The organism is Paenibacillus silagei, assembly GCF_017874735.1.
GTDB lineage: Bacteria > Bacillota > Bacilli > Paenibacillales > Paenibacillaceae > Paenibacillus_AQ > Paenibacillus_AQ silagei.
Genome location: NZ_JAGGLV010000009.1, coordinates 43,883 through 65,689, shown reverse-complemented (window position 1 = coordinate 65,689; position 21,807 = coordinate 43,883). Strand labels below are relative to the sequence as shown.

Sequence of the window (21,807 nt, the reverse complement as noted above, 5' to 3'; positions counted from 1 at the left end):
CGGGGTGGAATTCTTATGAAATGGTTAAGCCGTTTTTCCTTCCATCGCAGACTGCAATACACGTTCCTGATCCTGATCCTGCTGCCTTTTGTTGTCGTTACCTTCTGGTCGTATACCTCTGTGCGGGAGAATGTGAGTGAGAAGATCGCCCGTTCGAATGAGGAGACCCTGAAGGTAATCGGCAGTCAAATGGAAAAAACGGTGGACAGCATCTCGTTTGTCTCGGTGTATTTCTCTGAGGCTTATGATCCGGCCGTGCTGGAGAGTCTGCGTTATCTCAAAAATACGGGAAGCTTCGGTAATTACGGAGTGTATACCCATTACAACAAGCTCAAGACTACGGCCAATATCCTGTCGGTGCAGTCGCTGGATGCTGATCTGCAGATCATGCTGGTCAACCGGGAGAACCGGATACTGATCGGCAACCAGAATATTCCGGTGTTCTCTGTGCTGCCTGAGAATCTTCTTAAGGAGAGCAGCAGGCTGGATGAGCGGGAAAAAGTGTCGCTGCAATGGTTCCCCTACGGCGGCACCCCCGCTGCACCGGATTATTATTATGCGGTACGCTTCATTACCGACCCGCTGAACCAGGACAAGCTGGCCACGCTGTACGTGGGCATTCCGAGCCACTACTTCCGCAGCCTGCTCGATACGGGCAATGCGGTAAGCAGACTTGCGCTGGTTGACCAGAAAGGGAGAAGCATTGCCATCACCGGAGAAGCGGCTAATGCGGATGAGGGCCCGCTGCTGGTCAGTGAGGTCCGTATTCCCAAGGTGGGCTGGCTGCTGACCAGCAAGACGCCCCGCAGCTCCATCGACAGCCATATCAACCGGGAGTTTCTGGTCTCCATCTCGCTGATCGGACTGTTCTTCCTGGCGTTTCTGGTCCTGTCCATGCTGTGGGCCGGATATATGAACAAGCCGATTAGCCTGCTGCGGGCCAGCGTCAAGCAGTATGTCGGCGGCAACCGTGCGGTGCGGATACCCGTCAAGGGCAAGGATGAGGTGGCGGTGCTGTCGGCGGCCTTCAATCAGATGCTGGAGGATATGAACGGGCTGCTGCAGCAGGTCGAGAGTGAGCAGGAGGAGAAAAGGCGGCTGGAGCTTCAGGCGCTGGCGGCGCAGATCCGGCCTCATTTTCTGCTGAATACGCTCAATTCCATCAAGGTGGATCTGCTCCTCAGCGGTGACCCGGCGCATGGCGCCATGATCGATGCGCTCATGAAGCTGCTGCGTGTGTATGTGCATGCGGATAAGCCGCTGGAGCTGGCGGAGGAGTGCAGGGTGCTGGGCAGCTATGTGCAGGTGATGCAGATCCGCAACCGTCTGGATATCGTCTGGGAATGCGAGGTGGGCGAGGAAGAAGGTGCGGTGATGCTGCCCCGGCTGCTGCTTCAGCCCATTGTCGAGAATGCCATCAGCCACGGCTTCTCCGCCCGTCCGGACCATCCGTCGATCCGGCTCGAAGCGGCGTTCGAGTCCGGTCTGCTGCGGATCAGCATCAGCGATAACGGCCGCGGGATGCCGGAGGATAAGCTCCAGCGCCTGAACCGGCGTCTGCAAGGAAGTGAAGACACTGCGCTCTGGCCGGAAAAAGGGGTCGGGCTGGTCAACACAGCACGCCGTCTGCAGGTATTGTACGGATATCGCGCACGGCTGAGCGCGCAGGCAAGAGAAGACGAGGAAGGCATGACGTTCACCCTATATATCCCCGTGACCCGGGAGAAGGAGGCGGTTCCCCTTGATGACCCTGATGCTGATAGACGATGATGTCCCGATGCTGGAATACGTGGAATATCTGCTTGGGCCCTTGGGGCTGGATCTGCAGCTGGTGGCTTCGGCGTATAGCAGTGAGGATGCGCTGGAGCAGTTCCATGCAGCACTGCCGGATATTGTGATTGTGGACATCGGTCTGCCGGGGATGGACGGGCTGGAGCTGGCGGATGCCTTCCGGATCACGAAGCCGGAGGTTCGCCTGATTTTCCTGACCTGCTATGAGGATTTCCACTACTCGAAGCGGGCGATCCAGCTGGAGGCGGATGATTATCTGATCAAGGATGAGCTATCCCCTGAGCAGCTTAAGAGCAGTCTCGCCAAAGCGATGAGCCGCTTCAAGAGCCGTGAGGAACTGCTGGAGCGTTACTCCTTCCGCCAGGCGATTGAGCGCAATAAGGAAGTGCTGAAGCAGAGCTTCCTGAAGCAGCTGCTGTCGGGTGCGGCGGGTCAGGAGAATACCCTGGAGTTCGGTGAACGGCTGGGCATCTCCTGGAAGCACCCCTTTCTGCGTCATGGATTCCTTCATATGGATGCCGCATCGGTTACCGAGCGTTACCGGTACAAGGATATTCCGCTGATCCATTCAGCCGTGAATAATATTGCGCTGGAGCTGTCTGCGGCAGAGGCTTCCATTACACCGATTATGAGCAGGGACGCCGATATTTATCTGGTTTGGAATGTGGAGGACCCCGGCGTCACAGAGAACAAGCTGGCTGAATTCATGCAGGCGGTACAGGATAAGGTGGAGCAGTATCTGAAGATTAGCCTGCGGGGGTTCTATTCGGAGTCCTGTGCACCGGTCCGCAGCTTCGGTGTGTTATACAAGACTCTCACCGATTGCCGGGAAAATAACTTCTATCAGCCAGTGAAGCCTGTGTCTCTGCTTGAGGAGCACGCGGATTTCGGGCAGACGTTAGAACGGCGCGGGGAAAAGGAACGCGGTATGCTGTCGTTGGCGCTTGCAGACCAGCATGCCGCCTGGATTGATCTGGCCGTGAATCAGTGGACGCAGCTGGCATCGGCGGAGCGGCTGCTGCCCCGGCTGGTGAAGGAGACTTGCGGGGATCTGGTGCGCCAGTTGGCCTTCGAAGCCGGCGGACTGGCTGAGGAGGACTTCTTCACGCAACTCGAGCAGACGGTTCATATCGAGGAGGCGGCCAGCCTGACTAAGCGGGAGCTGAGGCATCTGTGGCGGCAGTTTGCACTAGCCCCCGCAGCCGCTGAGGAGAAGGATGTCCGGCTTCAGGCGGTGGATGAGTTTCTGGAGGAGCATGTGGACCGGATGGTCACCTCTACCGACATGGCAGAGCATCTGCATCTGAATGCCAGCTACTTCTCCCGCTATTTCAAGAAGCTGTCAGGCGTGAACTTCACCGATTACGTCAACCAGTACAAGATGAATATGGCCATCACGATGCTGGCCCGCCCGCATGAGACCGTCGAGAATGTCGCGTATACCCTGGGCTTCTCCGACCGGGCGTACTTCTCCAAGGTATTCAAGAAATACAGCGGCCGGAATCCCAGCGAATTCAAGGCAGGTCCGCCGGAAGAGCAGGGCAGAGAACCATCCACGGATGATGCCAAGCCATAAAGGTCAAAACTGTCCACCGTAACAGGCAATCAGTCTGCACGCTGTTGCAGCCTCCGCCTTCTTATAATGGTGAGGAGTACTAAGTATAGCTTCAAGGAGGAACAACGATGAATAGAACTGTATTTACCTTGCCTGCGGAGGAGATCACGGTATCCCGCGAGGTGGATGTGCTGGTTGCGGGCGGCGGGCCTGCGGGCGTGGCAGCGGCAATAGCTGCGGCCCGCAGCGGGGCTCGGACGCTGCTGATTGAGCAGCGCGGCTTCCTGGGCGGCATGGGCACCGTTGCCCTGGTGCCAGCCTTCTGTCCTTACAGTGACGGGGAGAAGGCTGTCGTGCGGGGAATCGGCCTGGAACTGCTGGAGCGGATGAAGGCCGGATGTGAGCCGGAGTTCCGCGAGCGCTTCGGGGCAGAGCTGGACTGGGTGCCCATCGACCCGGAGGTGCTGAAGCGTGTATACGACGAGGCTGCCACCGAGAGCGGAGCGGAAGTGCTGCTCCATACCGTGGCGAGCCAGACGGTGATGGATGAGACCGGCCGAAGCATTGAGGGCGTGGTAATCGTCAACAAGTCGGGCCGGAGTCTGGTCCGCGCCCGGACTGTCATTGATACGACCGGGGACGCCGATCTGGCCGCCCAGGCGGGAGCGCCGTTCCATAAGGGCGGAGATTCCGGCGAGCTTCAAGCCGCGACTATGTGCTACCTGCTGGCGAATGTGGACCGGCAGCGTTTTGAAGATTACCGGAATGAAAGCGGTGACACGGATCAGATCCATCAGGCCGTCCAGCAGGCGCAGGTTGACGGGAAGCTGCCGCAGGGCCGGGACTCCGTCTCTGGCCTCGCTTGGATTGCCGATTATCTGGTCGGTGTGAATTTTGGGCATGTGTTCGGCGTCGACGGTTCCAGGGCGGAGGACTTGACCCGGGGGGCAATAGAGGGACGTCGTCTAGTCCACCGCCAGCTGGAATTCTTCAGGGCTTATGTGCCCGGATTCGAACAGGCCCATCTGGTGTCCACCGGCGAGCAGATCGGTATCCGCGAGACGCGGCGGATTGTGGGCGATTACGTGCTGACCCAGGAGGATTTCATGAATATGGCTTCCTTCCCGGATGATATTGCCCGCAACAGCTACTTCATCGATATTCATATGGCCCGCAGCAGCGGGGCAATGCATATCCACCATCTTCCGCCCGGGAAGTCGCATGGTGTCCCTTACCGCTGCATGCTGCCGGTGGGACTGGACAATGTATGGGTGGCGGGGCGCGCCGCCTCCTCGGACCGGGTGGTGCAAGGCTCGCTACGGGTGATGCCCAACTGCTTCGCCATGGGGCAGGCGGCGGGTATGGCGGCGGCGATGGCTGCCGGAACGGAGGGACAGAGCCGGAAGGTGGATATTGTTAAGCTTCAGAATGAGCTGGTGCAGCAGGGAGCCTGGCTTGGGGAATCTTTAGCTGCTTTATAACTTAATAAATTGAACTTGAACATATACAGAGTGGGAAAAGTGACGGAAGGGAATTTTGGAACTGTAGGAGCGATAGCGTCCGCCTGAAAGCTTTCTTGCGGAAAGCTCACTTCGGAAGCATCAGCAGTCACCGGATTTCATCCGCGAACAGCGGTTTAAATTCAAGAAAGCTGGGGACAACAGCGGCCGGAAGTCCAAAACTTCTCTGGAGCCACGGCTATTCCTAATCTGGAGTCACGGCGATCGCATATGAAATCTTACAAGCACAATTTACTTCTGCGGGAGAGTGATCAACATGACAGACGCTAACAGCTATGCTACTCCTAATACCGGCAAGCGGCGAAGGCTTCCTCTGCTGGTGATGATATTCATGCTGGTGCTGGGCCTGGGATCAGGCCTGGCAGCCCCGGTAACGGAAGCGGCCGGAACCACCTATTACGTCGATGCCGCCCAGGGAAGCGACAGCAACCCGGGGACCAGTGAATCTGCCGCCTGGAAGACGCTGGCTAAGGTGAACAGCATCACCTTCAATCCGGGGGACCGAATTCTGCTGAAGGCGGGCGGCGAATGGAACGGCCAGTATCTGGATCTGCATGGTTCCGGGGCAGAGGGGAATCCGATCACTGTGGACCGCTACGGAAGCGGACCCAAGCCGCTGATTAACTTCGGCAACACAGCCGCGGGCGGGGAGGGCTTCGGCATCCGGCTGCGCAATGTCTCCTACTGGGAGATCAACAATCTGGAGATTACAAGCGGACAGCAGCCTACAGATATGCGCAGAAACGGTGTGCTGGTCGTAGGCGAAGGAGCAGGGGCGGGGAACTTCCGGCATATCTATATCCGCAATCTCGACATCCATGATATCTTCGGCACAGACCGCCGCACAGGCGGCATCAACTTTCATGCCCGGGGAGCCAATACAGCACTTGAGAGCACCTGGGAAGATATTCTGATCGAGAACAATACAGTCATTAACGTGGCGGATACAGGGATTCAGACGATGACCGATGCTTTTTTCAACAGTGCCTGGACACATAAATTCGACGCCTTCCGGGGTGTGGTCATCCGGGGCAATGTGGTGGAGAAGATCCACCGGGACGGCATCCTGGTCAGAGCCGGCGCTTCGCCGCTGATCGAATACAACAAGACGAAGTCCATCGGAGAAGCCTGCGATGTGAACACATCCATCGTCAATTACCTTGAGGATATCACTGTCGTTGCGGCGCAGTGGGCTTATTATACGAAGGGTGCTATTTTCCAGTACAACGAGGCCTCCGATACCCGGATGCTGGGTGGAGACGGCCAGCCCTGGGACTTCGACATCGAGGTGCACGACAGCATCTACCAGTACAATTTCAGCTATGACAATGAGGGTGGTACCCTGCTGGTCATGAATAACACGAACAATAATATTTTCCGCTATAATATCAGCCAGAACGATAAGGACGCTAACGGGGTGTTCCATCTGGTGAACGGCGGGGGCAATCTCTATGTCTACAACAACATCATCTATCGTTCGGGAACGCAGAATAAGGCGCTGACCCATGCGAGCAATACAGGAATGGCCTATTACACGAACAATATCTTTTATAATGGTGCCAGCGGACAATACACGAACAGCCCCAGAATGACGTATGATCACAACAGCTTCTACGGGCTGAACTCAAATGTTCCGAGCGATCCTAACAAAATTACCGGCAATCCCGGATTCATCAGTCCCGGCACGGCCACAGGACTCGATTCGGCAGACGGATATAAGCTTGCGCTCTCCTCTCCGCTGATCAATGCCGGGGCGGCGGTTGCAGGCAACGGAGGACAGGACTTCTTCGGGAATCCGCTGTATAACGGCGTGCCGGATATCGGAGTATTTGAATTCCAGGGTACGATCACACCGCCGGTTACGCTGTTCCAGGATGATTTTGAGGATGGCAATTCCAGCGGATGGACGACTTCTGGCGGAGCCTGGAGTGTGGAGGATGACGGCACGAAGGCTCTATCACAGAACTCCGGGACAGGAGAAGCGCTTGCCTATACAGGCGACGCCTCCTGGAGGAATTACACATATTCGGCTAGAGTCAAGCTGCTGAATACCTTCGCCAACGCCGGCCTGCTGTTCCGGTATGCGGATGCTTCCAATTATTACATGTTCCGGCTGAATGATTCCGGTGACAAGGCGGAGCTGTTCAAAAAAACAGCCGGAACGCTCACGATGGTCAACAGCGTAAGCTTTGCCGTCACGCCCGGCCAGTGGACTGAGCTGAAGGTGACGGTAAGCGGCAGTACGATTACGGCATCTGCGGGCGGTACCCAGCTGATCCAGTGGACCGATACGGCGGCGCAGCCGGCCGGAGGGAAGATCGGACTGCGGATGCATTCCAGCACCGCACGGATCGACGATGTTAAGGTGACGGAGTGAATGTTGGTCCGGTTCGGGAGAATTCGATAAAATTCTACTTAAAGCGAAACGAATCCTGCGCATTCGCGTAAGATAACAGCAAAGGGCACAGTCGCAATCCTTTTACAGGTGCTTAGCGGCGGTGTCCTTTGCTGCTTACACAGATTACACAGGGAGGCATAACTCATGAAATTCAGAAAACTGTTGTCGCTCAAACAATGGTCTCATATATTCCGCAGCTCCTGGCATTATATCGTTTCGCCTAATGTGGCTATGGCCGACAAGCTGCTGTTCACCATTCCGGCGCTGCTGTACTGGGTGCTGCCCGATTTCATGCCGTTTGTACCGATTGACGATATTGGCGTAACGATGCTGCTAATGGGCTGGTTCGTAACACGGATGGACCGTAAATACGCGTCGCTGCACAGCGGAAGATGACATTTTAGCGACGATTGCACCTTTAACTGTGGTTGTCCATCTCCTAATGGTTGCTTTATCCTCCCAGATTCCTTAAAATGAATTATTGAGTATTTAAAATATAAAGGCCTGGGAGATGGAATCGAATGAACGTCAAAATTACCCGCAACGCGGCTAAAGTGATAAAGAAAACCATGGAACTTGAAGGCAACAGCGAGCTTAAGCTTCGTGTAGCAATTACACATGCCCATGGCGACCATGCCCACTACGGACTGGATCTGGACACGCCTAAGGAGAACGATGTTGTAGTCTCCACTGACAAGGATATCGATGTCATTCTTGATCCGAACCAGCCCTTGCTGGACGGAGTGAAGATTGATTATCTCTACTTGCCCGAAGAAGGTTTTGTGATTACTAATCCGTCTAAAGGAAATCATGGCGATCACTAGTTGATCCGCCCGTATTTTACGGACATAAAGAAGGGTTGCTTCATGGCTAACGATATAAGATTATGTGACGAGTGCAATCATATCAAAATGAAAAGCATCGTGCCCAAGCTGCTGAAGATGGCACCGGATGCCGAGATCAAGACAGGCTGCATCTCCTACTGCGGACCGTGCGGCAAACGCCCGTTTGTCTACATCAACGGCCGCTACATCAGCGGACCGACGGAAGACGAGGTGCTGGCCAAAGCGGAAGCCTTCGTCAAACGGCCGGTGGAGAAGAAGTAATTCAGATCTGCTGCGCCTGCAGCATCGTACAGCCCCCGCGTTATATGCGGGGGCTGTTTTGGTGTGCGCGGGTGTAGTCGGAAAACCGAACACAATAGGCAGGTGCGTGTGCGCTGGGCCGAATGTAGGCGAAAAACAACATACAATGTGCAGCTTCGGGGGTGAGCGGAGCAAATGTATGTGGAAAACAACACACAATGTGCAGCTGCGAGGGTGAGCGGGGCGAATGTATGTGGAAAACAACACACAATGGGCAGCTACGAGGGTGAGTGGAGTAAATGTATGCCAAAAACAATATACAATGTGCAGCTGCGAGGGTGAGCGGAACAACTGTATGCCGAAAACAATATACAATGTGCAACTGCGAGGGTGAACGGGGCAATGTATGCCGAAAACAACATACAATGTGCAGCTGTGGGGGTGAGCGGGGCGAATGTATGTGGAAAACAATATACAATGTGCAACTGCGGGGGTGAGCGGAGCAAATGTATGTGGAAAACAACATACAATTTGGAGCTTCGGGGGTGAGCGGGGCAAATGTATGTGGAAAACAATATACAATGTGCATCTACGAGGGTGAGCGGGGCAATGTATGCCAAAAACAACATACAATTTGCATCTACAAGGTGAGCGGAGGAAATTGTAACTCTATATTACTACCTTTATATTGCATTCGTTGCCCAAAAGTGGGACACTAATTCTAGGTACAAATTAACGCGGCAAAGTATGCCCCGCTCCCTTCCATTCAGAAGGAGGCGGGGTTTTATGCGTTCTGAGATTAAATTCAATGCTAAGTGGGGGGACTGAAATGGGCTTTGCTGGAGAGCATGATCAATGGTTAAGCAATCATCTCAAACGAAGAAAGGGGGAGCGGCTAGATGCGCTTAAGCGGGGGCATGGCTACGGGAACCGCTTATTCGTCGAAAGTGTTTGGTGGCCACTTGCCGGACATTTTCACGGACTGCATCCGGAATACGAAGTAAAAGACTGGCGCGGCAGATCCTATTTTGTCGATTTACTATGGAAGGTTGGATCTTCGCGCATTGCGTTTGAGATTATGGATTTTGGGTCGCATGGCACGGACCGTAGCAAATACCGGATGGACCTGAATCGGGGTCTCTTCCTGCAATCACAAGATTGCGTGGTGCTCTACATCTCTCTAGACGAGATGAAAGATAATCCATCTTTCATTCTCTCCGCACTACGGAACCTTTTGTTTCCTTATTTGTCGGCTGAAACTACAAATCGAAGTACCGAGAGAGCGTATTCCAGAATTGAACGAGATTTAATGCGATTAGCTATCCGTTACAATCGTGTTCTTCGTCCGGGGAATGCTGCGAGAGAGCTTGAACTGCAAACCGCGACAGTCATTAAGTACAGTCGCATGTTGGTGGATAAAGGTAAATTTCGCCCTGTAGCTAGAGGAGTATCTCAACGAATTATTTACTATGAGTATGTAGGTTCGCTGCAAAGTCCAGATCTGGTTTAAGGTCTGATTCCACCGCAAGTGTATGCCGAAAACAACATACAATGTGCATCTGCTTGGGTGGACGGAGCAAATGTATGTGGAAAACAACATACAATGTGCAGCTACGTAGGTGAGCGGAGCAAATGTATGCCGAAAACAACATACAATGTGCATCTGCGGGGGTGAGTGGAGTAAATGTATGTGGAAAACATTATACAATGTATAGCTTCGGGGTGAGCGGGGGCAACTGTGTGCGAAATTGATGCAGCATCAGCGGCTGAATGAGAACAAAAAGCCTTAAGTCCATAGCACAGAGTGCTTCATGGGACTTAAGGCTTCTTAGAGATCGTTACTTAACTGCTTAACCGCGCTGTTCCTGCTATTTCCGCGGAGGCAGCGGCCCCAGGTATTGATAGTATTGGCATTCGATCCGGCCGTTGTAGAGCTTGCGGCGCTTGTCCGCCTTGCGGCCGTAGTATTGCTCGAACTCCTTGTACGGGCTGATGGCGAAGAAGGACCAGGTGGGCAGGTAGAGCATCATCTCGCCGAACTGGCGGGTCAGCTTCTCCACTTCCTTGTCATTGCTGATCCGCTCGCCGTAAGGCGGATTGGTGATGATGCAGCCGTATTCGCCTTCCGGCCGGGCCTTCGCAGCGGCCATATGCTTGAACGTAATCTCACCGGAGAGTCCGGCGCTCTTCGCCGCCGCTTCGGCGATCTCAATCGCTGCCGGATCGATATCCGTTCCGGTCAGCTGCAGCGGGTAATCGTCACGCACCGCATCGAAGGCTTCCTCGCGGGCTTCCTCCCACAGGCGCTGGGGAATCTCCGGCCAGTGCTCGGACGGGAAGGAGCGGCGCAGGCCCGGCGCGATATTCCAGGCGATCATCGCGGCTTCGATCAGAATCGTGCCTGATCCGCAGCAAGGATCATAGAGTGGACGATGGCCGTTCCAGCGGCTGAGCTGGATCAGAGCCGCCGCCATCGTCTCCTTCAGCGGCGCTTCCGTAGCCTGGCGGCGGTAGCCGCGCTTGTGCAGGGCCGGGCCGGTAGTATCCAGGGTAATCAGCGCGATATCATTCAGCAGGATCACTTCTACCACATACCGGGGGCCATTCTCCGGGAACCATTCGGTGTGGTATGACAGCTTCAGCTTCTCGACAATGGCCTTCTTGACGATCCCTTGGCAGGCAGGTACGCTGGTCAGCTGAGATTTATGCGAGCGGCCCTCTACCGGGAATTCGCCGTTCTCGGGAATCCAGTCCTCCCAATTTATCGCCTTCACTCCTTCGAACAGCTCATCGAAGGTCCGGGCCGGGAACTGGCCCATCTTCACCAGTACACGGTCCGAGGTACGCAGCCACAGATTGCAGCGGCAGATGTCGATGTAATCCCCGCTGAACAGGACCCTTCCGTTCTCGACCGTGGTCTCATAACCCAGCTCGTTTAATTCGCGTGCTACTACAGCCTCCAGCCCCATGGGGGCGGTGGCGATCAATTGTAATTTGCCCAAGTGCGCTCAACTCCGTTTAACTTGTGGATAAATACGTATAGCCAGTACAATAAGAGTAACTATATAAATTGTACATGCAAGTTTTTCAGTAGGGGCTCCGTTACTTTTCCCTGTCTGTAGATTTTCAAGTTCAATTTATATGGTTTGTCATCTGAACCTGCAGAACGTTCAGCTTACAGTATAGGGTAAGGAAGAGTTCTGCACAATGCCTGTCCGCAGGCGCATACACCCATTCAAGAGGAGAATACATATGCAGAATCAGGAAGAGTACAGCGAACAGCTATATACAGAAGATGAATTATTGCTCCAAGTCAAAGCAGCCATCGCGGCCAAAGGCATGCCGGAGGTGTCCATTGCCCCAGGCTACGGCAGATTGCTGACGATGCTGGTGACCCTCTCCCGCTCAGCAAACCTGCTGGAGATCGGGGCGCTAGGCGGCTACAGCGGAATCTGTCTGTGCCGGGGACTTACGCAGGAAGGCCGGCTGACCTCTCTGGAGCTTAAGGCCGACTATGCTGAGCTGGCACAGAGCCATCTGCAGCAGGCGGGCTTCGGGGACCGGGTGGAATACCGGATCGGCCCTGCACTGGACAGCCTGAAGCTGCTTGAAGCACAGGGGAACAGGTATGATTTCTTCTTCATCGATGCCGATAAGGAGAACTATCCGAATTATCTGGAATATGCGATCCGGTTGGCTTCGCCGGGGGCGATTATTGCCGGGGACAATATTTTTCTGCGCGGACGCACACTCAATACGGAGAAGAACGGACCGGCAGTCCAGGCCATGCGCCGCTTCAATGAGATGATAGCGGGCGATCCCCGCCTGACCAGCACACTGCTGCCTGCCTATGACGGCCTGGCGCTGGCAATGGTGAAATAACTTGTGCTACACCAGCCACACCAGTTATACCGCCCATAAGAGAAGCAGCCTGTTAACGGAATAGCCGGGGTTCAGTCTTCTTGTACAGCTTGATCCGCACCCAGACCGTATTGATCAGCAGGAATGCACCGGAGACAATGAACAGGCCTTCAATCCCGATATAACCGGACAGGAATCCGCCGATTACCGCACCGAGCATATTGCCGAGCGCGAGCGTACTGCTGTTGAAGCCAAAAGCCCGGCTCTCCTTGCCGTCAGGCGTATAGGAGCGGATCAGGGCGTTGACGCTAGGCAGCAGGCCGCCCATGAAGACGCCCATCAGGAAGCGGACGAGAATCAGCTGCCAGACGCTGGTCACGAACGCCTGCGGAATCAGGAACAGAGCGGCGCCGATCAGCGCAAAGGTCAGTATCCGGTGCGCCCCTACCTTGTCGCTGAGCTTGCCGAGCAGCGGCGAAGCGAGCATATTCGAGATGCCGGTGACTGCGCTGACCATACCTGCCCAGAACGCAAGGTCCACGGTGGTGCCATGCAGCTTCTCTACATAGAGCGGCAGTAGCGACATTGGGCTGACCATGGCGAACTGCAACAGGAAGGTCACGCCGAACAAGGCGGGAAGCTGCGGTACCTTCGCCAGTTCCTTTAAGCCTTCCAGCACGGATACCTGAGGCACCTGTGCTGCTTCTGCCCGGTCGAATTTCTCTTTGACCAGGAATAACGCCAGCAATGAAGCAACGAACAGCAGCGCGCCGACCACATAGAAAATCGGCCGGAACCCGATCCAGTCCGCCAGTAAGCCGCCCATTAGCGGCCCCAGAATCGTTCCGGCTACCGCGCCGGACTGCATCAGGCCCATCGCGAAGCCCATCTTCGGTTTCGGTGTGGTGCCTGAGACCAGCGCGACAGAGGCGGGGTTGAAGCCGGAGATGGTTCCGTTCAGCAACCGGAGCAGCAGCAGCTGCATCGGGGACTGGGCGAAGCCCATCAGCACAATAACAATCGCCATGCCGAAGCTGGAGCGCAGGAGCATAATTTTGCGTCCGTATTTGTCGGCAAGCTTGCCCCAGAGCGGCTGGAAGATGAACGAGGTCAAGAAGTTGGCGGCAAAAATAAGCCCGGCCCACATCCCGATTGCGCGGTCGCCGGTCACCCCCAGATCTTTGGCGAGATAAAGCGACAGAAACGGGGTAATCATAGTCATGCCTGCATTCACCAGAAACTGGCCGAACCAAAGCACCATGAGGTTGACTTTCCAGGTCTCCCAATTCTTCAAAGTGCTTTCACTTCCTTTCAGGGGATTCAATGTTACAGAGTTCACGAAAAATTGACATTATATCAGTATATCATAGTTTTTCAGCGGTACAATGCAACACATGTCATAGTAATGTCATGGGATTGTCATTCCCTTTCGGGTGAGGCGGTTGTTAGCCGCTTACAAAAGGGGCATAATAATGATATGTGTTTTTTCACAGTATTCTATTAAATCTAATGGAGATCTTATCATGACCTACAACGACACTTTTATCCGTGCCTGCAGACAGCAGAACACGGAGTACACCCCCGTATGGTACATGCGGCAGGCTGGCCGGTATGATCCCGACTACCGTACGATCAAGGAGAAATATTCGCTGCTTGAGATCTGCAGGCAGCCTGAGCTTGCGGCTGAGGTGACCCTGATGCCTGTGCGCAAGCTGGGCGTGGACGCGGCGATTCTGTATTCTGACATCATGAATCCGGTGGCCTCCCTCGGTGTGGATTTTGACATTGTGAAGAACATCGGACCGGTTATCGAGAATCCGATCCGCTCCGCAAGTGATGTGGACCGGCTGAAGCCGATTGATGTGGAAGGCGATCTGGGCCATATACTGGAGACCATCGCCATACTGGACAAGGAGCTGGACGTTCCGCTGATCACCTTCGCCGGGGCTCCGTTCACCATCGCCAGTTATCTGATCGAAGGCAGACCGTCCAAGACCTATCACCGCACCAAGGAGCTGATGTTCAGCCAGCCTCAGGTGTGGGAGAAGCTGATGGAGAAGCTGGGCGATATGGTTATCGCCTATCTGCGCGCCCATGTCGCTAGCGGCGGGAAGGCGTTCCAGCTGTTCGACAGCTGGGTCGGGGCGCTCGCTCCACGTGATTTCGGGCAGTATGTGCTGCCGACGATCACCCGGATTTTTGCCGAGTTGTCTGATCTGGAGGTTCCGAAGATCTACTTCCCGGGTGTCAGCTCAGGGGAGCTGCTCCCCAGCCTGACCAAGCTGCAGGCCGATGTGATCGGGCTGGACTGGCGGGTAAGCATCACCGAAGGACGGCGCAGATTGGGCGGGGGCTATGCGGTTCAAGGTAATCTGGATCCATACCTGCTGACCGCGCCGATGGATATGCTCAAAGCCCGTGCCAAGGAACTGATCGATGAAGGAATCACGCAGCCGGGGTATATTTTCAACCTGGGGCATGGATTATTCCCTGAAGCTTCACTGGACACGCTCAAGGAATTAACGGATTACGTGCATGAGTATTCGGCAGCAGCAATGAAACAGGCGGCACCACCGCTGGCCTAGTTGAAGAAATAGCATCAAGATGGCAGCAGCCTTTGCTGCTCTCTTTGCTGTATAGGACGTTAATTAATTCATAAAGGGGATGGAAACCGTGGCCAACAAAATTGGAGTACTCGTGATGTCGTACGGCACGCCTGAGAGTCTTGAGGATGTAGAGGCTTATTATACGCATATCCGCCGGGGGAACGCTCCCTCTGCTGAGCAGCTTAAAGAGCTGACTGACCGCTACAAGGCGATTGTCGGCGGGGTTTTTCCGCTTAGAGAAAATACCGACCGTCAGGTGGAAGCCTTGCAGGCCAAGCTGAACAGCGGGCAGATCCAGTATGTTTGCTACCAGGGTCTCAAGCATGCCAGACCATTCATCGAGGATGGTGTCGAGGCTATGGTCCGGGACGGTATTACCCAGGCGATTGGCATCGTGCTGGCTCCGCATTACTCTGTGATGAGTGTAGGAACCTATATCAAGCGCGCCAAGGAAAAAGCCGAAGCCTGCGGTATTCATATGGAGTTCGTAGAGAGCTACCATATGCATCCCGAGCTGATCGATGTGCTTAGCCGGAGAGTGACTGCCAAGCTGGACGAGTTCGAAGAGACCGGCGCGTCGCGCGAGGAAGTGCGCGTGCTGTTCAGTGCACATAGTCTTCCTGAACGTATTCTGGCGATGGGCGATCCGTACCGTGACCAGCTGCTGGAGACCTCACAGGCGATTGCCGCTCAGGCGGGGGTGGAATCCTGGCAGTTCACTTGGCAGAGTGCGGGCCGGACGGCGGAGCCTTGGCTAGGCCCGGATATTCTCGATACGCTGCGTGAGCTGGCGGAGAGCCAGGTGAAATACGTGCTGTCAGCCCCGATCGGCTTCGTCTCCGACCATTTGGAGGTGCTGTACGATCTGGATATTGAAGCGCAGCAGCTTGCCTCCGAGCTGGATATGCGTCTTCTGCGGATTGACTCGCTGAACAGTGATCCGGCCTATATGTCGGTGCTCAGCGATGTGGTGCGTACGAAGGCGAACCAGTTGAAGGTGAATCTGCCATGACGGCATCACCCCGCAAGGTAGTTATTATCGGCGGAGGCCTTAGCGGGCTCAGCGCCGCGTTCTATATCCGCAAGTTCTACCGTGAGGCGGCAGTACAGCCGGAGATTACCTTAATCGAGAAGGACAAGGTCCTTGGCGGCAAAATCGAGACACTGCACCGTGACGGCTTCGTGATTGAGAAGGGCCCGGATTCCTTCCTGGCCCGTAAGACGGCGATGGTTGATCTGGCCAGGGAGCTGGAGCTGGACCACGAGCTGGTAAGCACGAATCCTAATGCCAAGAAGACCTACATTCTGCAGCGTGGCAAGCTTCATCCGATGCCTGCCGGTCTTGTGCTGGGCATTCCGACAGAGCTGAAGCCCTTCCTGAAGAGCGGTCTGGTCTCCTTCGGCGGCAAAATGCGGGCGATGATGGATTTCGTCCTCCCGCCCCGCCGCAGTGCGGAGGATGAGTCGTTAGGCGATCTGATTGAGCGCCGTCTTGGTACAGAGGTGCTGGAGAATATGACGGAGCCGCTGCTGGCAGGGATCTATGCAGGGGATATGCGCAAGATCAGTCTTCAGGCGACCTTTCCGCAGTTCGGTGAGGTCGAGCGCCAGTACGGCAGTCTGATCCGTGGAATGACCACCGGCAGGAAGCCGGTGGAGACCCATACGGGAACGAAGAAAAGCGCCTTCCTCACCTTCCGGCAAGGGCTGCAAAGTCTCGTGCATGCGCTCATCCATGAGCTGCAGGATGTCCGGCAGCTCACGGGGACAGGAGCGAAATCCATCCGTGTTCTGGGAGGTGCGGGTTCTTCCGGCGCTGCCCGTTATGAGGTGGAGCTTGAGGGCGGTGAGTTGCTGGAAGCAGACGACATCTATATTACAGTGCAGAACTTCGCAGCCGCAGAGCTGCTGCGTCCCCATGTGGATGTCTCGGCGCTGGATGCAGTGAACTATGTATCAGTAGCTAATGTGGTTCTGGCGTTCACCCGGCAAGATATCGTTACTGAATACGACGGATCGGGCTTCCTTGTTCCGCGTAAGGAAGGGCGGAACATCACCGCCTGCACTTGGACCTCTACCAAATGGCTGCATACCAGCCCTGACGATAAGGTACTGCTGCGCTGCTACGTGGGACGGTCGGGGGATGAACAGAATGTGGAGCTGCCCGATGACGCGCTGGCGGAGCTGGTCCGCAAGGACCTGAAGGAGATCATGGGGATCACTGCAGCGCCGCTGTTCACAGAGATTACCCGGCTGAGGTCATCTATGCCGCAGTATCCGGTCGGCCATCCCGGCCGGATTGCCGGCCTGCGCAGCGAGCTGGCGCAGAAGCTGCCCGGCGTCTATGCTTTTGGCGCAGGCTATGACGGCATCGGGATGCCGGACTGCATCAAGCAGGCGAAGCTTACGGCTGAGACTGCCGCAGCCAGCCTCACGAAGCTGCCGGAGCCGGCGGGAGCTACAATCTAAAAGCAACGGTGGAGCGGAGCAGTGGCGCTCCACCTTTTTTTATGAGAGGCTCCGTTCCCGGCTTGGAGCGGCGGCTGATAGATATGCTATAATAGAAACACTTTAAGGGTAAAGGAGATTACTTGGACTCATGTATCCGCCGAGATCAGGCAATAGACAAGGCAAGAGACAACATAGCAGGCGACGGCGCAGAAGGGTCTGGGCGTGGGTCAATGTGGCGCTGCTGCTGATGATTACCGCAGCGCTCGCTTATTCATTCATGGATGACAAGGACCCGCAGGGCTCTGCTGCTCCGCCAGCGGCGCTTGTCACATCCCCTTCACCAGAAGCTGATGCAACGGCGGCCGTCCCTACAGAAGCCGTACCTACAGCGGCAGAGACTGGGACGGAGGCTACAGCCACTGCTGAGCCTGCTCCGGAGGAGACACCGGAGGCTTCTCCAGTGCCTGCGGCGACCACGGAAGCTTCGGCTACGCCTGCACCGTCACCAACGGATCAGGCAACCCATACGGATGCACCGCAGGCCACAACGGGAAGCAGCAGCGGGCTGGTTGCAGGCTTGCCGGAGAATACCTCCGGCGGGACGGTGAAGCTGAGCTTTGCCGGAGATATCATCTTCAGCGGAAAAGCAGGCGCGCTGCTGGAGCAGAAGGGCTACGATTATTCCTACAGCGCGCTGGATGGAATGTTCAAGAAGGATGACCTCACGGTAGTCAATCTGGAAACGCCGATCACTACACGCGGGGTTGGGGCCAAGAACAAGCAGTTTGTGTTCAAGGGCCCGCCGAAAGCACTGGACGCGCTCAAAGCCGCCGGTGTGGATGCCGTCAATCTGGCTAACAACCATACGCTGGATCAGGGGGAGGAAGGTCTGCTGGACACCCTGAAGCATTTGGGTGAGCGCGGAATCCCTCATGTGGGGGCAGGGCGGAATAGCCAGGAGGCCTATTCGGCGCAGTATTTTGAACGTAATGGAATTAAGATTGCCCTGCTGGGCTTCACCCGGGTGATGCCGGTGATTGAATGGAAGGCGGAAGCGGGCAAGCCTGGCCTTGCCTCGGTGTATGACAGTGCGGAAGCGCTCAAGGCGATTGCCGCAGCCAAGCAAAAGGCCGATGTTGTCGTTGTCGTCGTCCATTGGGGACGGGAGCGGATGGAGCAGTATGACAAGACCCAGCAGGCGCTTGGGCATAGCTTCATTGATGCCGGAGCCGATCTCGTGATGGGCGGCCATCCGCATGTGCTGCAGGGAATTGAGCCGTACAAAGGCAAATGGATTGCCTACAGCACAGGCAACTTTATTTTCACACGCGGCTCCATCCCGGCGACTTGGGAGACGGCGGTATTCCAGGCGGAATGCAGCAAGCAGGGGCAATGCGCTCTTAAGCTGAAGCCGATGGATGCCGAGCTGGCGCAGCCGGTGCCGATGAATGAAGCCGACGGGCAGCTGCTGCTGCACAGAATACAATCTATTTCTTCCGGCCTGATCAAGGTCCGCAATGACGGCACTGTGACCCAAGCGGTGAAATAGCCGGAGGTGCGTATCGATGATGAACAATATGTGTGTAGCCCACCGCGGTTTTTCCGGTAAAGCTCCTGAGAACACATTGGCCGCCGTGCGGATGGCGATTGCGCTGCCTTTTGTACGCTGGATGGAGATTGATGTGCAGCTGACGAAGGACGGGGTGCCTGTAGTCATCCATGATTATTCCCTGGACCGCACGACCAACGGACACGGCAAGGTGAAGAATATGGATTATGAACACATGCGGCGGCTGGATGCGGGGAGCTGGAAAGGCCGTGCTTTTCGCGGAGAGCGGGTGCCTTCTCTGGAAGAGGTGCTTGCTCTGGCATCAGGCCGGCTGCGGTTGAATATTGAACTGAAGACGGTGGGGGACATGTATCCGGGTCTTGCGCAGGCGGTCATTGATCTGGTGAATGCCAGGGGAATGCGTGAGGAAGTGGTGCTGACCTCGTTCGATGCCGGCGTACTGCGGCGGATCAAGGAGCTGGACGCGCGGTTCCATACAGGGCTGATCTATGACTCCAGATCCGGTGATCCTGCGGGTAAGCTTGATGAGCTGGGCTGCTCCTTCTTATCCATCAGCTTCGACCGGCTTAGCCCGGTTCTGGCCAAATCCCTGATTGCACGCGGGGTGCAGGTGATGGCCTGGACCTTGAACAAGGGCAAGGAAATGCGCCGCCTGTCGGAGATTCATTCCGATATTATGATCTGTACGAACCGTCCGGATATTTGGGGCGAACTCTTTTTGAAGGCCTAATAAGGATTGCAGCATTGCAGTATGAATTCCAATTCATAGAGGAAGAGAGATGACGGAACAATGAGCAGTGCGATCAATAATGTATACTGTGTAGGACGCAACTATCAATTACATGCGGAGGAGCTGGGCAATAAGGTGCCTACTGAGCCGCTGATCTTCCTGAAGCCGTCTCATGCTGCCGTGGCCCTGGATAAAGCGATCATCCATCTGCCCAAGGACGCCGGATTGATTCATTACGAGGGGGAGCTGGTGCTGCGCATTGCGCGTGATTACGTGCCGGGGATGAGTGTGCAGGAGCTGGTGGATGTGATGGCGCTGGGCCTCGACTTCACGCTCCGTGATGTGCATAATGATCTGCAGCGCAAGGGGCTGCCGTGGACGGCTGCCAAGGGCTTCAAGAACGCAGCTCCGCTGACCCCGTACATGGCATTGCCTGAGGAAGAGGAACTGGAGGCCACCGACTTTACCGTCCGCAAGAACGGGATTGAGGTTCAGCGCGGGAACGTGAAGAACATGATTTTCTCCCTGCAAAAAATCGTTGAATTCATTGCCGCCCGCTACGGGCTGGGCAAAGACGATATTATCTTCACCGGAACTCCCGCCGGGGTAGGTCCGGTAGTGGCGGGCGATTCGTTCGAGCTGTTCTGGGGCGACACCCTCATGGGCACCTGCCTGATCGGTTAAGGCGATGCTCTCAGGACTTGAAGTGCTGCAATGGCTGATCGGGGCCTGCGGTGCGCTGCTGGTTGCCGGGGCCGCTTACTGGAAGCAGTCGCTTAGCTTCTCAGGAATGGTGGCGGCAGTGGTTATGGGGACGATCTATTTCGGCGCGGGGAATCTGTTCTGGTTCGGTATCCTGCTCGTGTTCTTCATCTCCTCAACCCTGCTGTCGAAGCTGCATCATGAGAATAAGGCAGAGCTGGAGGCCACGTATGACAAAACCGGACGCCGCGACGCGGGCCAGGTTTTCGCCAACGGCGGACTCGGGATGCTGGCCGTTCTGCTGAACGCGATCTATCCGCTGGAGCTCTGGAGCTTCCTGTTCATCGGGGTGATGGCTACTGTGACCTCGGATACATGGGCGACAGAGATCGGCACGCTGGCCCGGAAGCCTCCCCGGTCGGTGCTGACCGGGAAAGTGCTCCAGGCAGGCACCTCCGGCGGCGTATCCCTGCCCGGGACGCTGGCCGCAGCGGCGGGAGGGGCGCTCATCGGCGCGGCCTCCTGGGTGCTGCGGGCGGCCTCCGGCATGACGCCCCATGCCTTCTGGCTGCTGGTGCTGGCCGGACTGCTGGGCGGGCTTGCGGGAGCTTTTGCCGACTCGGTTCTGGGTGCTACCGTGCAACGGATGAACCGCTGCACGGTCTGCGGCCGCGAGGTCGAGGCCTCCAAGCACTGCGGGAAGCCTACGGTATACGCCAGGGGCTGGCGCTGGATGGACAATGATACTCTAAATGCTGTAAGTTCTATAATAGGCGGTGCTGTAGCGCTGCTGGTCAGTTATATCAGTTACATAGGATAAGGACGGACCTGAGGATTAAGCCGGCCGTTGCGTTATCCGGTAACATACAGGATTCTATGGGTTGGGAGGTGAACCGTTGAGCAGTGCATCCGTAGACAAACATGCAGCTATTCTGGATGCCGCTTATGAGCTTTTCGGTTCAGGCGGCTTTTATGAGACCAAGATGTCGGAAGTGGCCGAACGTGCAGGCATTGCCAAGGGTACGGTCTATTTATATTTTAAAAGCAAAGAGGAGCTCTTCATGGCGGTTACCCGCCGCGATTGTGAAGGCTTCCTTGAGCAGCTTGAGGGTAAGCTGAGGGCCTGCTCCGCAATGACAGACAAGCTCTCCGTGATTGCAGAGCATCATCTGTTCTATTACTATGAGCGCAAGCAGCATACGAAGCTGTTCTTCCGTGCGCCTAACAATAACCCTGAGCTGGTGGCGTATATGGCACAGTTCATGGAAGCCTATATGCAGGCTGTGGTGAAGGTGCTGCTGGAAGGCGGGGCTACCGAGCCGGAGCTGATGGCGCAGTCGTACATCGGGATTCTGGACCGTCTGAAGATGGATATCCTGTTCGACCCTGAGTTTGCCGAGGCAGATGCCGATAAGCGGGCGAAGTTTGCGGCCAGGCTCTTTATCACTGGGGCACTGGGCAGCCTGGATTCGGCGCTGGGCGACTTCCCTGCTGAAGCTGAATCTTAAGAGAGTACAGCTAAGTTCCGGTTTCAAAAT

Annotated in this window: 19 protein-coding genes; 17 read left to right on the top strand and 2 right to left on the bottom strand. The window is 55.8% G+C overall.

All coding sequences use genetic code 11. The features are described from left to right. Positions 1-15: 15 nt before the first annotated feature. The 8 genes from J2Z70_RS15050 (at position 16) to J2Z70_RS15015 (ending at position 9,859) form a co-directional block, all read left to right on the top strand. The gene (locus J2Z70_RS15050; protein ID WP_209874333.1) at positions 16-1,770 is read left to right on the top strand and encodes a sensor histidine kinase; all 1,755 of its coding nucleotides are present in this window, start codon (positions 16-18) and stop codon (positions 1,768-1,770) included. Beyond that, complete coding sequence (locus J2Z70_RS15045) at positions 1,745-3,367, top strand: response regulator transcription factor (RefSeq protein WP_245368269.1); 1,623 nt, start codon at positions 1,745-1,747, stop codon at positions 3,365-3,367. The genes J2Z70_RS15050 and J2Z70_RS15045 overlap by 26 nt, the downstream gene beginning before the upstream one ends. Before the next feature lie 107 nt (positions 3,368-3,474). Next, entirely contained in the window at positions 3,475-4,827 is a 1,353-nt protein-coding gene (locus tag J2Z70_RS15040; RefSeq protein WP_209874327.1) for an FAD-dependent oxidoreductase, read from the top strand. 295 nt (positions 4,828-5,122) lie between these two features. Beyond that, positions 5,123-7,243, top strand: a complete 2,121-nt coding sequence (locus J2Z70_RS15035; protein WP_209874324.1) for a 3-keto-alpha-glucoside-1,2-lyase-like domain-containing protein — start codon at positions 5,123-5,125, stop codon at positions 7,241-7,243. 165 nt (positions 7,244-7,408) lie between these two features. Then, the gene (locus J2Z70_RS15030) at positions 7,409-7,660 is read left to right on the top strand and encodes a hypothetical protein (RefSeq protein WP_209874321.1); all 252 of its coding nucleotides are present in this window, start codon (positions 7,409-7,411) and stop codon (positions 7,658-7,660) included. A 125-nt stretch (positions 7,661-7,785) separates the two neighbouring features. Beyond that, complete coding sequence (locus J2Z70_RS15025) at positions 7,786-8,088, top strand: HesB/IscA family protein (RefSeq protein WP_036702251.1); 303 nt, start codon at positions 7,786-7,788, stop codon at positions 8,086-8,088. 42 nt (positions 8,089-8,130) lie between these two features. Further along, positions 8,131-8,370 carry a DUF1450 domain-containing protein gene (locus J2Z70_RS15020; protein ID WP_036725257.1) on the top strand — a complete coding sequence of 80 codons (240 nt, stop codon included), beginning with the start codon at positions 8,131-8,133 and terminating at the stop codon, positions 8,368-8,370. An 808-nt stretch (positions 8,371-9,178) separates the two neighbouring features. Continuing rightward, a complete protein-coding gene (locus tag J2Z70_RS15015) occupies positions 9,179-9,859 on the top strand; it encodes a hypothetical protein (RefSeq protein ID WP_209874318.1) in 681 nt (226 codons plus the stop codon). A gap of 358 nt (positions 9,860-10,217) precedes the next feature. On the opposite strand, the gene J2Z70_RS15010 is transcribed toward J2Z70_RS15015, so the two are convergent. Then, positions 10,218-11,351 carry a THUMP domain-containing class I SAM-dependent RNA methyltransferase gene (locus tag J2Z70_RS15010; RefSeq protein ID WP_209874315.1) on the bottom strand — a complete coding sequence of 378 codons (1,134 nt, stop codon included), beginning with the start codon at positions 11,349-11,351 and terminating at the stop codon, positions 10,218-10,220. Between the two features lie 250 nt (positions 11,352-11,601). Between J2Z70_RS15010 and J2Z70_RS15005 the strand changes: the two genes are divergently transcribed. Further along, positions 11,602-12,231, top strand: coding sequence for an O-methyltransferase (locus J2Z70_RS15005; RefSeq protein WP_209874312.1), 630 nt, complete (start codon positions 11,602-11,604; stop codon positions 12,229-12,231). A gap of 52 nt (positions 12,232-12,283) precedes the next feature. Here J2Z70_RS15005 and J2Z70_RS15000 read toward each other — a convergent pair whose 3' ends face one another. Next, the gene (locus tag J2Z70_RS15000; RefSeq protein ID WP_036725253.1) at positions 12,284-13,504 is read right to left on the bottom strand and encodes an MFS transporter; all 1,221 of its coding nucleotides are present in this window, start codon (positions 13,502-13,504) and stop codon (positions 12,284-12,286) included. 229 nt (positions 13,505-13,733) lie between these two features. On the opposite strand from J2Z70_RS15000, the gene hemE reads away from it, so the two are divergent. The 8 genes from hemE (at position 13,734) to J2Z70_RS14960 (ending at position 21,777) form a co-directional block, all read left to right on the top strand. Further along, positions 13,734-14,795, top strand: coding sequence for a uroporphyrinogen decarboxylase (gene hemE / locus J2Z70_RS14995; protein ID WP_209874309.1), 1,062 nt, complete (start codon positions 13,734-13,736; stop codon positions 14,793-14,795). An 88-nt stretch (positions 14,796-14,883) separates the two neighbouring features. Beyond that, on the top strand, positions 14,884-15,828 hold the full coding sequence (hemH, locus tag J2Z70_RS14990; RefSeq protein WP_209874306.1) for a ferrochelatase: 945 nt from the start codon (positions 14,884-14,886) through the stop codon (positions 15,826-15,828). Continuing rightward, positions 15,825-17,285, top strand: coding sequence for a protoporphyrinogen oxidase (hemG, locus tag J2Z70_RS14985; protein ID WP_209874302.1), 1,461 nt, complete (start codon positions 15,825-15,827; stop codon positions 17,283-17,285). Before hemH ends, hemG begins: the two co-directional genes overlap by 4 nt. A gap of 130 nt (positions 17,286-17,415) precedes the next feature. Continuing rightward, positions 17,416-18,816, top strand: coding sequence for a CapA family protein (locus J2Z70_RS14980; RefSeq protein WP_209874299.1), 1,401 nt, complete (start codon positions 17,416-17,418; stop codon positions 18,814-18,816). A gap of 19 nt (positions 18,817-18,835) precedes the next feature. Next, complete coding sequence (locus J2Z70_RS14975; protein WP_209874719.1) at positions 18,836-19,567, top strand: glycerophosphodiester phosphodiesterase; 732 nt, start codon at positions 18,836-18,838, stop codon at positions 19,565-19,567. Positions 19,568-19,627: 60 nt separating this feature from the next. Beyond that, the gene (locus J2Z70_RS14970) at positions 19,628-20,251 is read left to right on the top strand and encodes a fumarylacetoacetate hydrolase family protein (protein ID WP_209874296.1); all 624 of its coding nucleotides are present in this window, start codon (positions 19,628-19,630) and stop codon (positions 20,249-20,251) included. 25 nt (positions 20,252-20,276) lie between these two features. Further along, positions 20,277-21,089 carry a DUF92 domain-containing protein gene (locus J2Z70_RS14965; RefSeq protein WP_209874717.1) on the top strand — a complete coding sequence of 271 codons (813 nt, stop codon included), beginning with the start codon at positions 20,277-20,279 and terminating at the stop codon, positions 21,087-21,089. A gap of 76 nt (positions 21,090-21,165) precedes the next feature. Then, positions 21,166-21,777, top strand: a complete 612-nt coding sequence (locus J2Z70_RS14960; protein ID WP_209874293.1) for a TetR/AcrR family transcriptional regulator — start codon at positions 21,166-21,168, stop codon at positions 21,775-21,777. Positions 21,778-21,807: the final 30 nt, after the last annotated feature.

Coding starts and splice junctions, on each gene's coding strand:
- J2Z70_RS15050 (WP_209874333.1), top strand. CDS start 16: ATGAAATGGTTAAGCCGTTTTTCCTTCCATCGCAGACTGCAATACACG.
- J2Z70_RS15045 (WP_245368269.1), top strand. CDS start 1,745: ATGACCCTGATGCTGATAGACGATGATGTCCCGATGCTGGAATACGTG.
- J2Z70_RS15040 (WP_209874327.1), top strand. CDS start 3,475: ATGAATAGAACTGTATTTACCTTGCCTGCGGAGGAGATCACGGTATCC.
- J2Z70_RS15035 (WP_209874324.1), top strand. CDS start 5,123: ATGACAGACGCTAACAGCTATGCTACTCCTAATACCGGCAAGCGGCGA.
- J2Z70_RS15030 (WP_209874321.1), top strand. CDS start 7,409: ATGAAATTCAGAAAACTGTTGTCGCTCAAACAATGGTCTCATATATTC.
- J2Z70_RS15025 (WP_036702251.1), top strand. CDS start 7,786: ATGAACGTCAAAATTACCCGCAACGCGGCTAAAGTGATAAAGAAAACC.
- J2Z70_RS15020 (WP_036725257.1), top strand. CDS start 8,131: ATGGCTAACGATATAAGATTATGTGACGAGTGCAATCATATCAAAATG.
- J2Z70_RS15015 (WP_209874318.1), top strand. CDS start 9,179: ATGGGCTTTGCTGGAGAGCATGATCAATGGTTAAGCAATCATCTCAAA.
- J2Z70_RS15005 (WP_209874312.1), top strand. CDS start 11,602: ATGCAGAATCAGGAAGAGTACAGCGAACAGCTATATACAGAAGATGAA.
- hemE (WP_209874309.1), top strand. CDS start 13,734: ATGACCTACAACGACACTTTTATCCGTGCCTGCAGACAGCAGAACACG.
- hemG (WP_209874302.1), top strand. CDS start 15,825: ATGACGGCATCACCCCGCAAGGTAGTTATTATCGGCGGAGGCCTTAGC.
- J2Z70_RS14980 (WP_209874299.1), top strand. CDS start 17,416: ATGTATCCGCCGAGATCAGGCAATAGACAAGGCAAGAGACAACATAGC.
- J2Z70_RS14975 (WP_209874719.1), top strand. CDS start 18,836: ATGAACAATATGTGTGTAGCCCACCGCGGTTTTTCCGGTAAAGCTCCT.
- J2Z70_RS14970 (WP_209874296.1), top strand. CDS start 19,628: ATGAGCAGTGCGATCAATAATGTATACTGTGTAGGACGCAACTATCAA.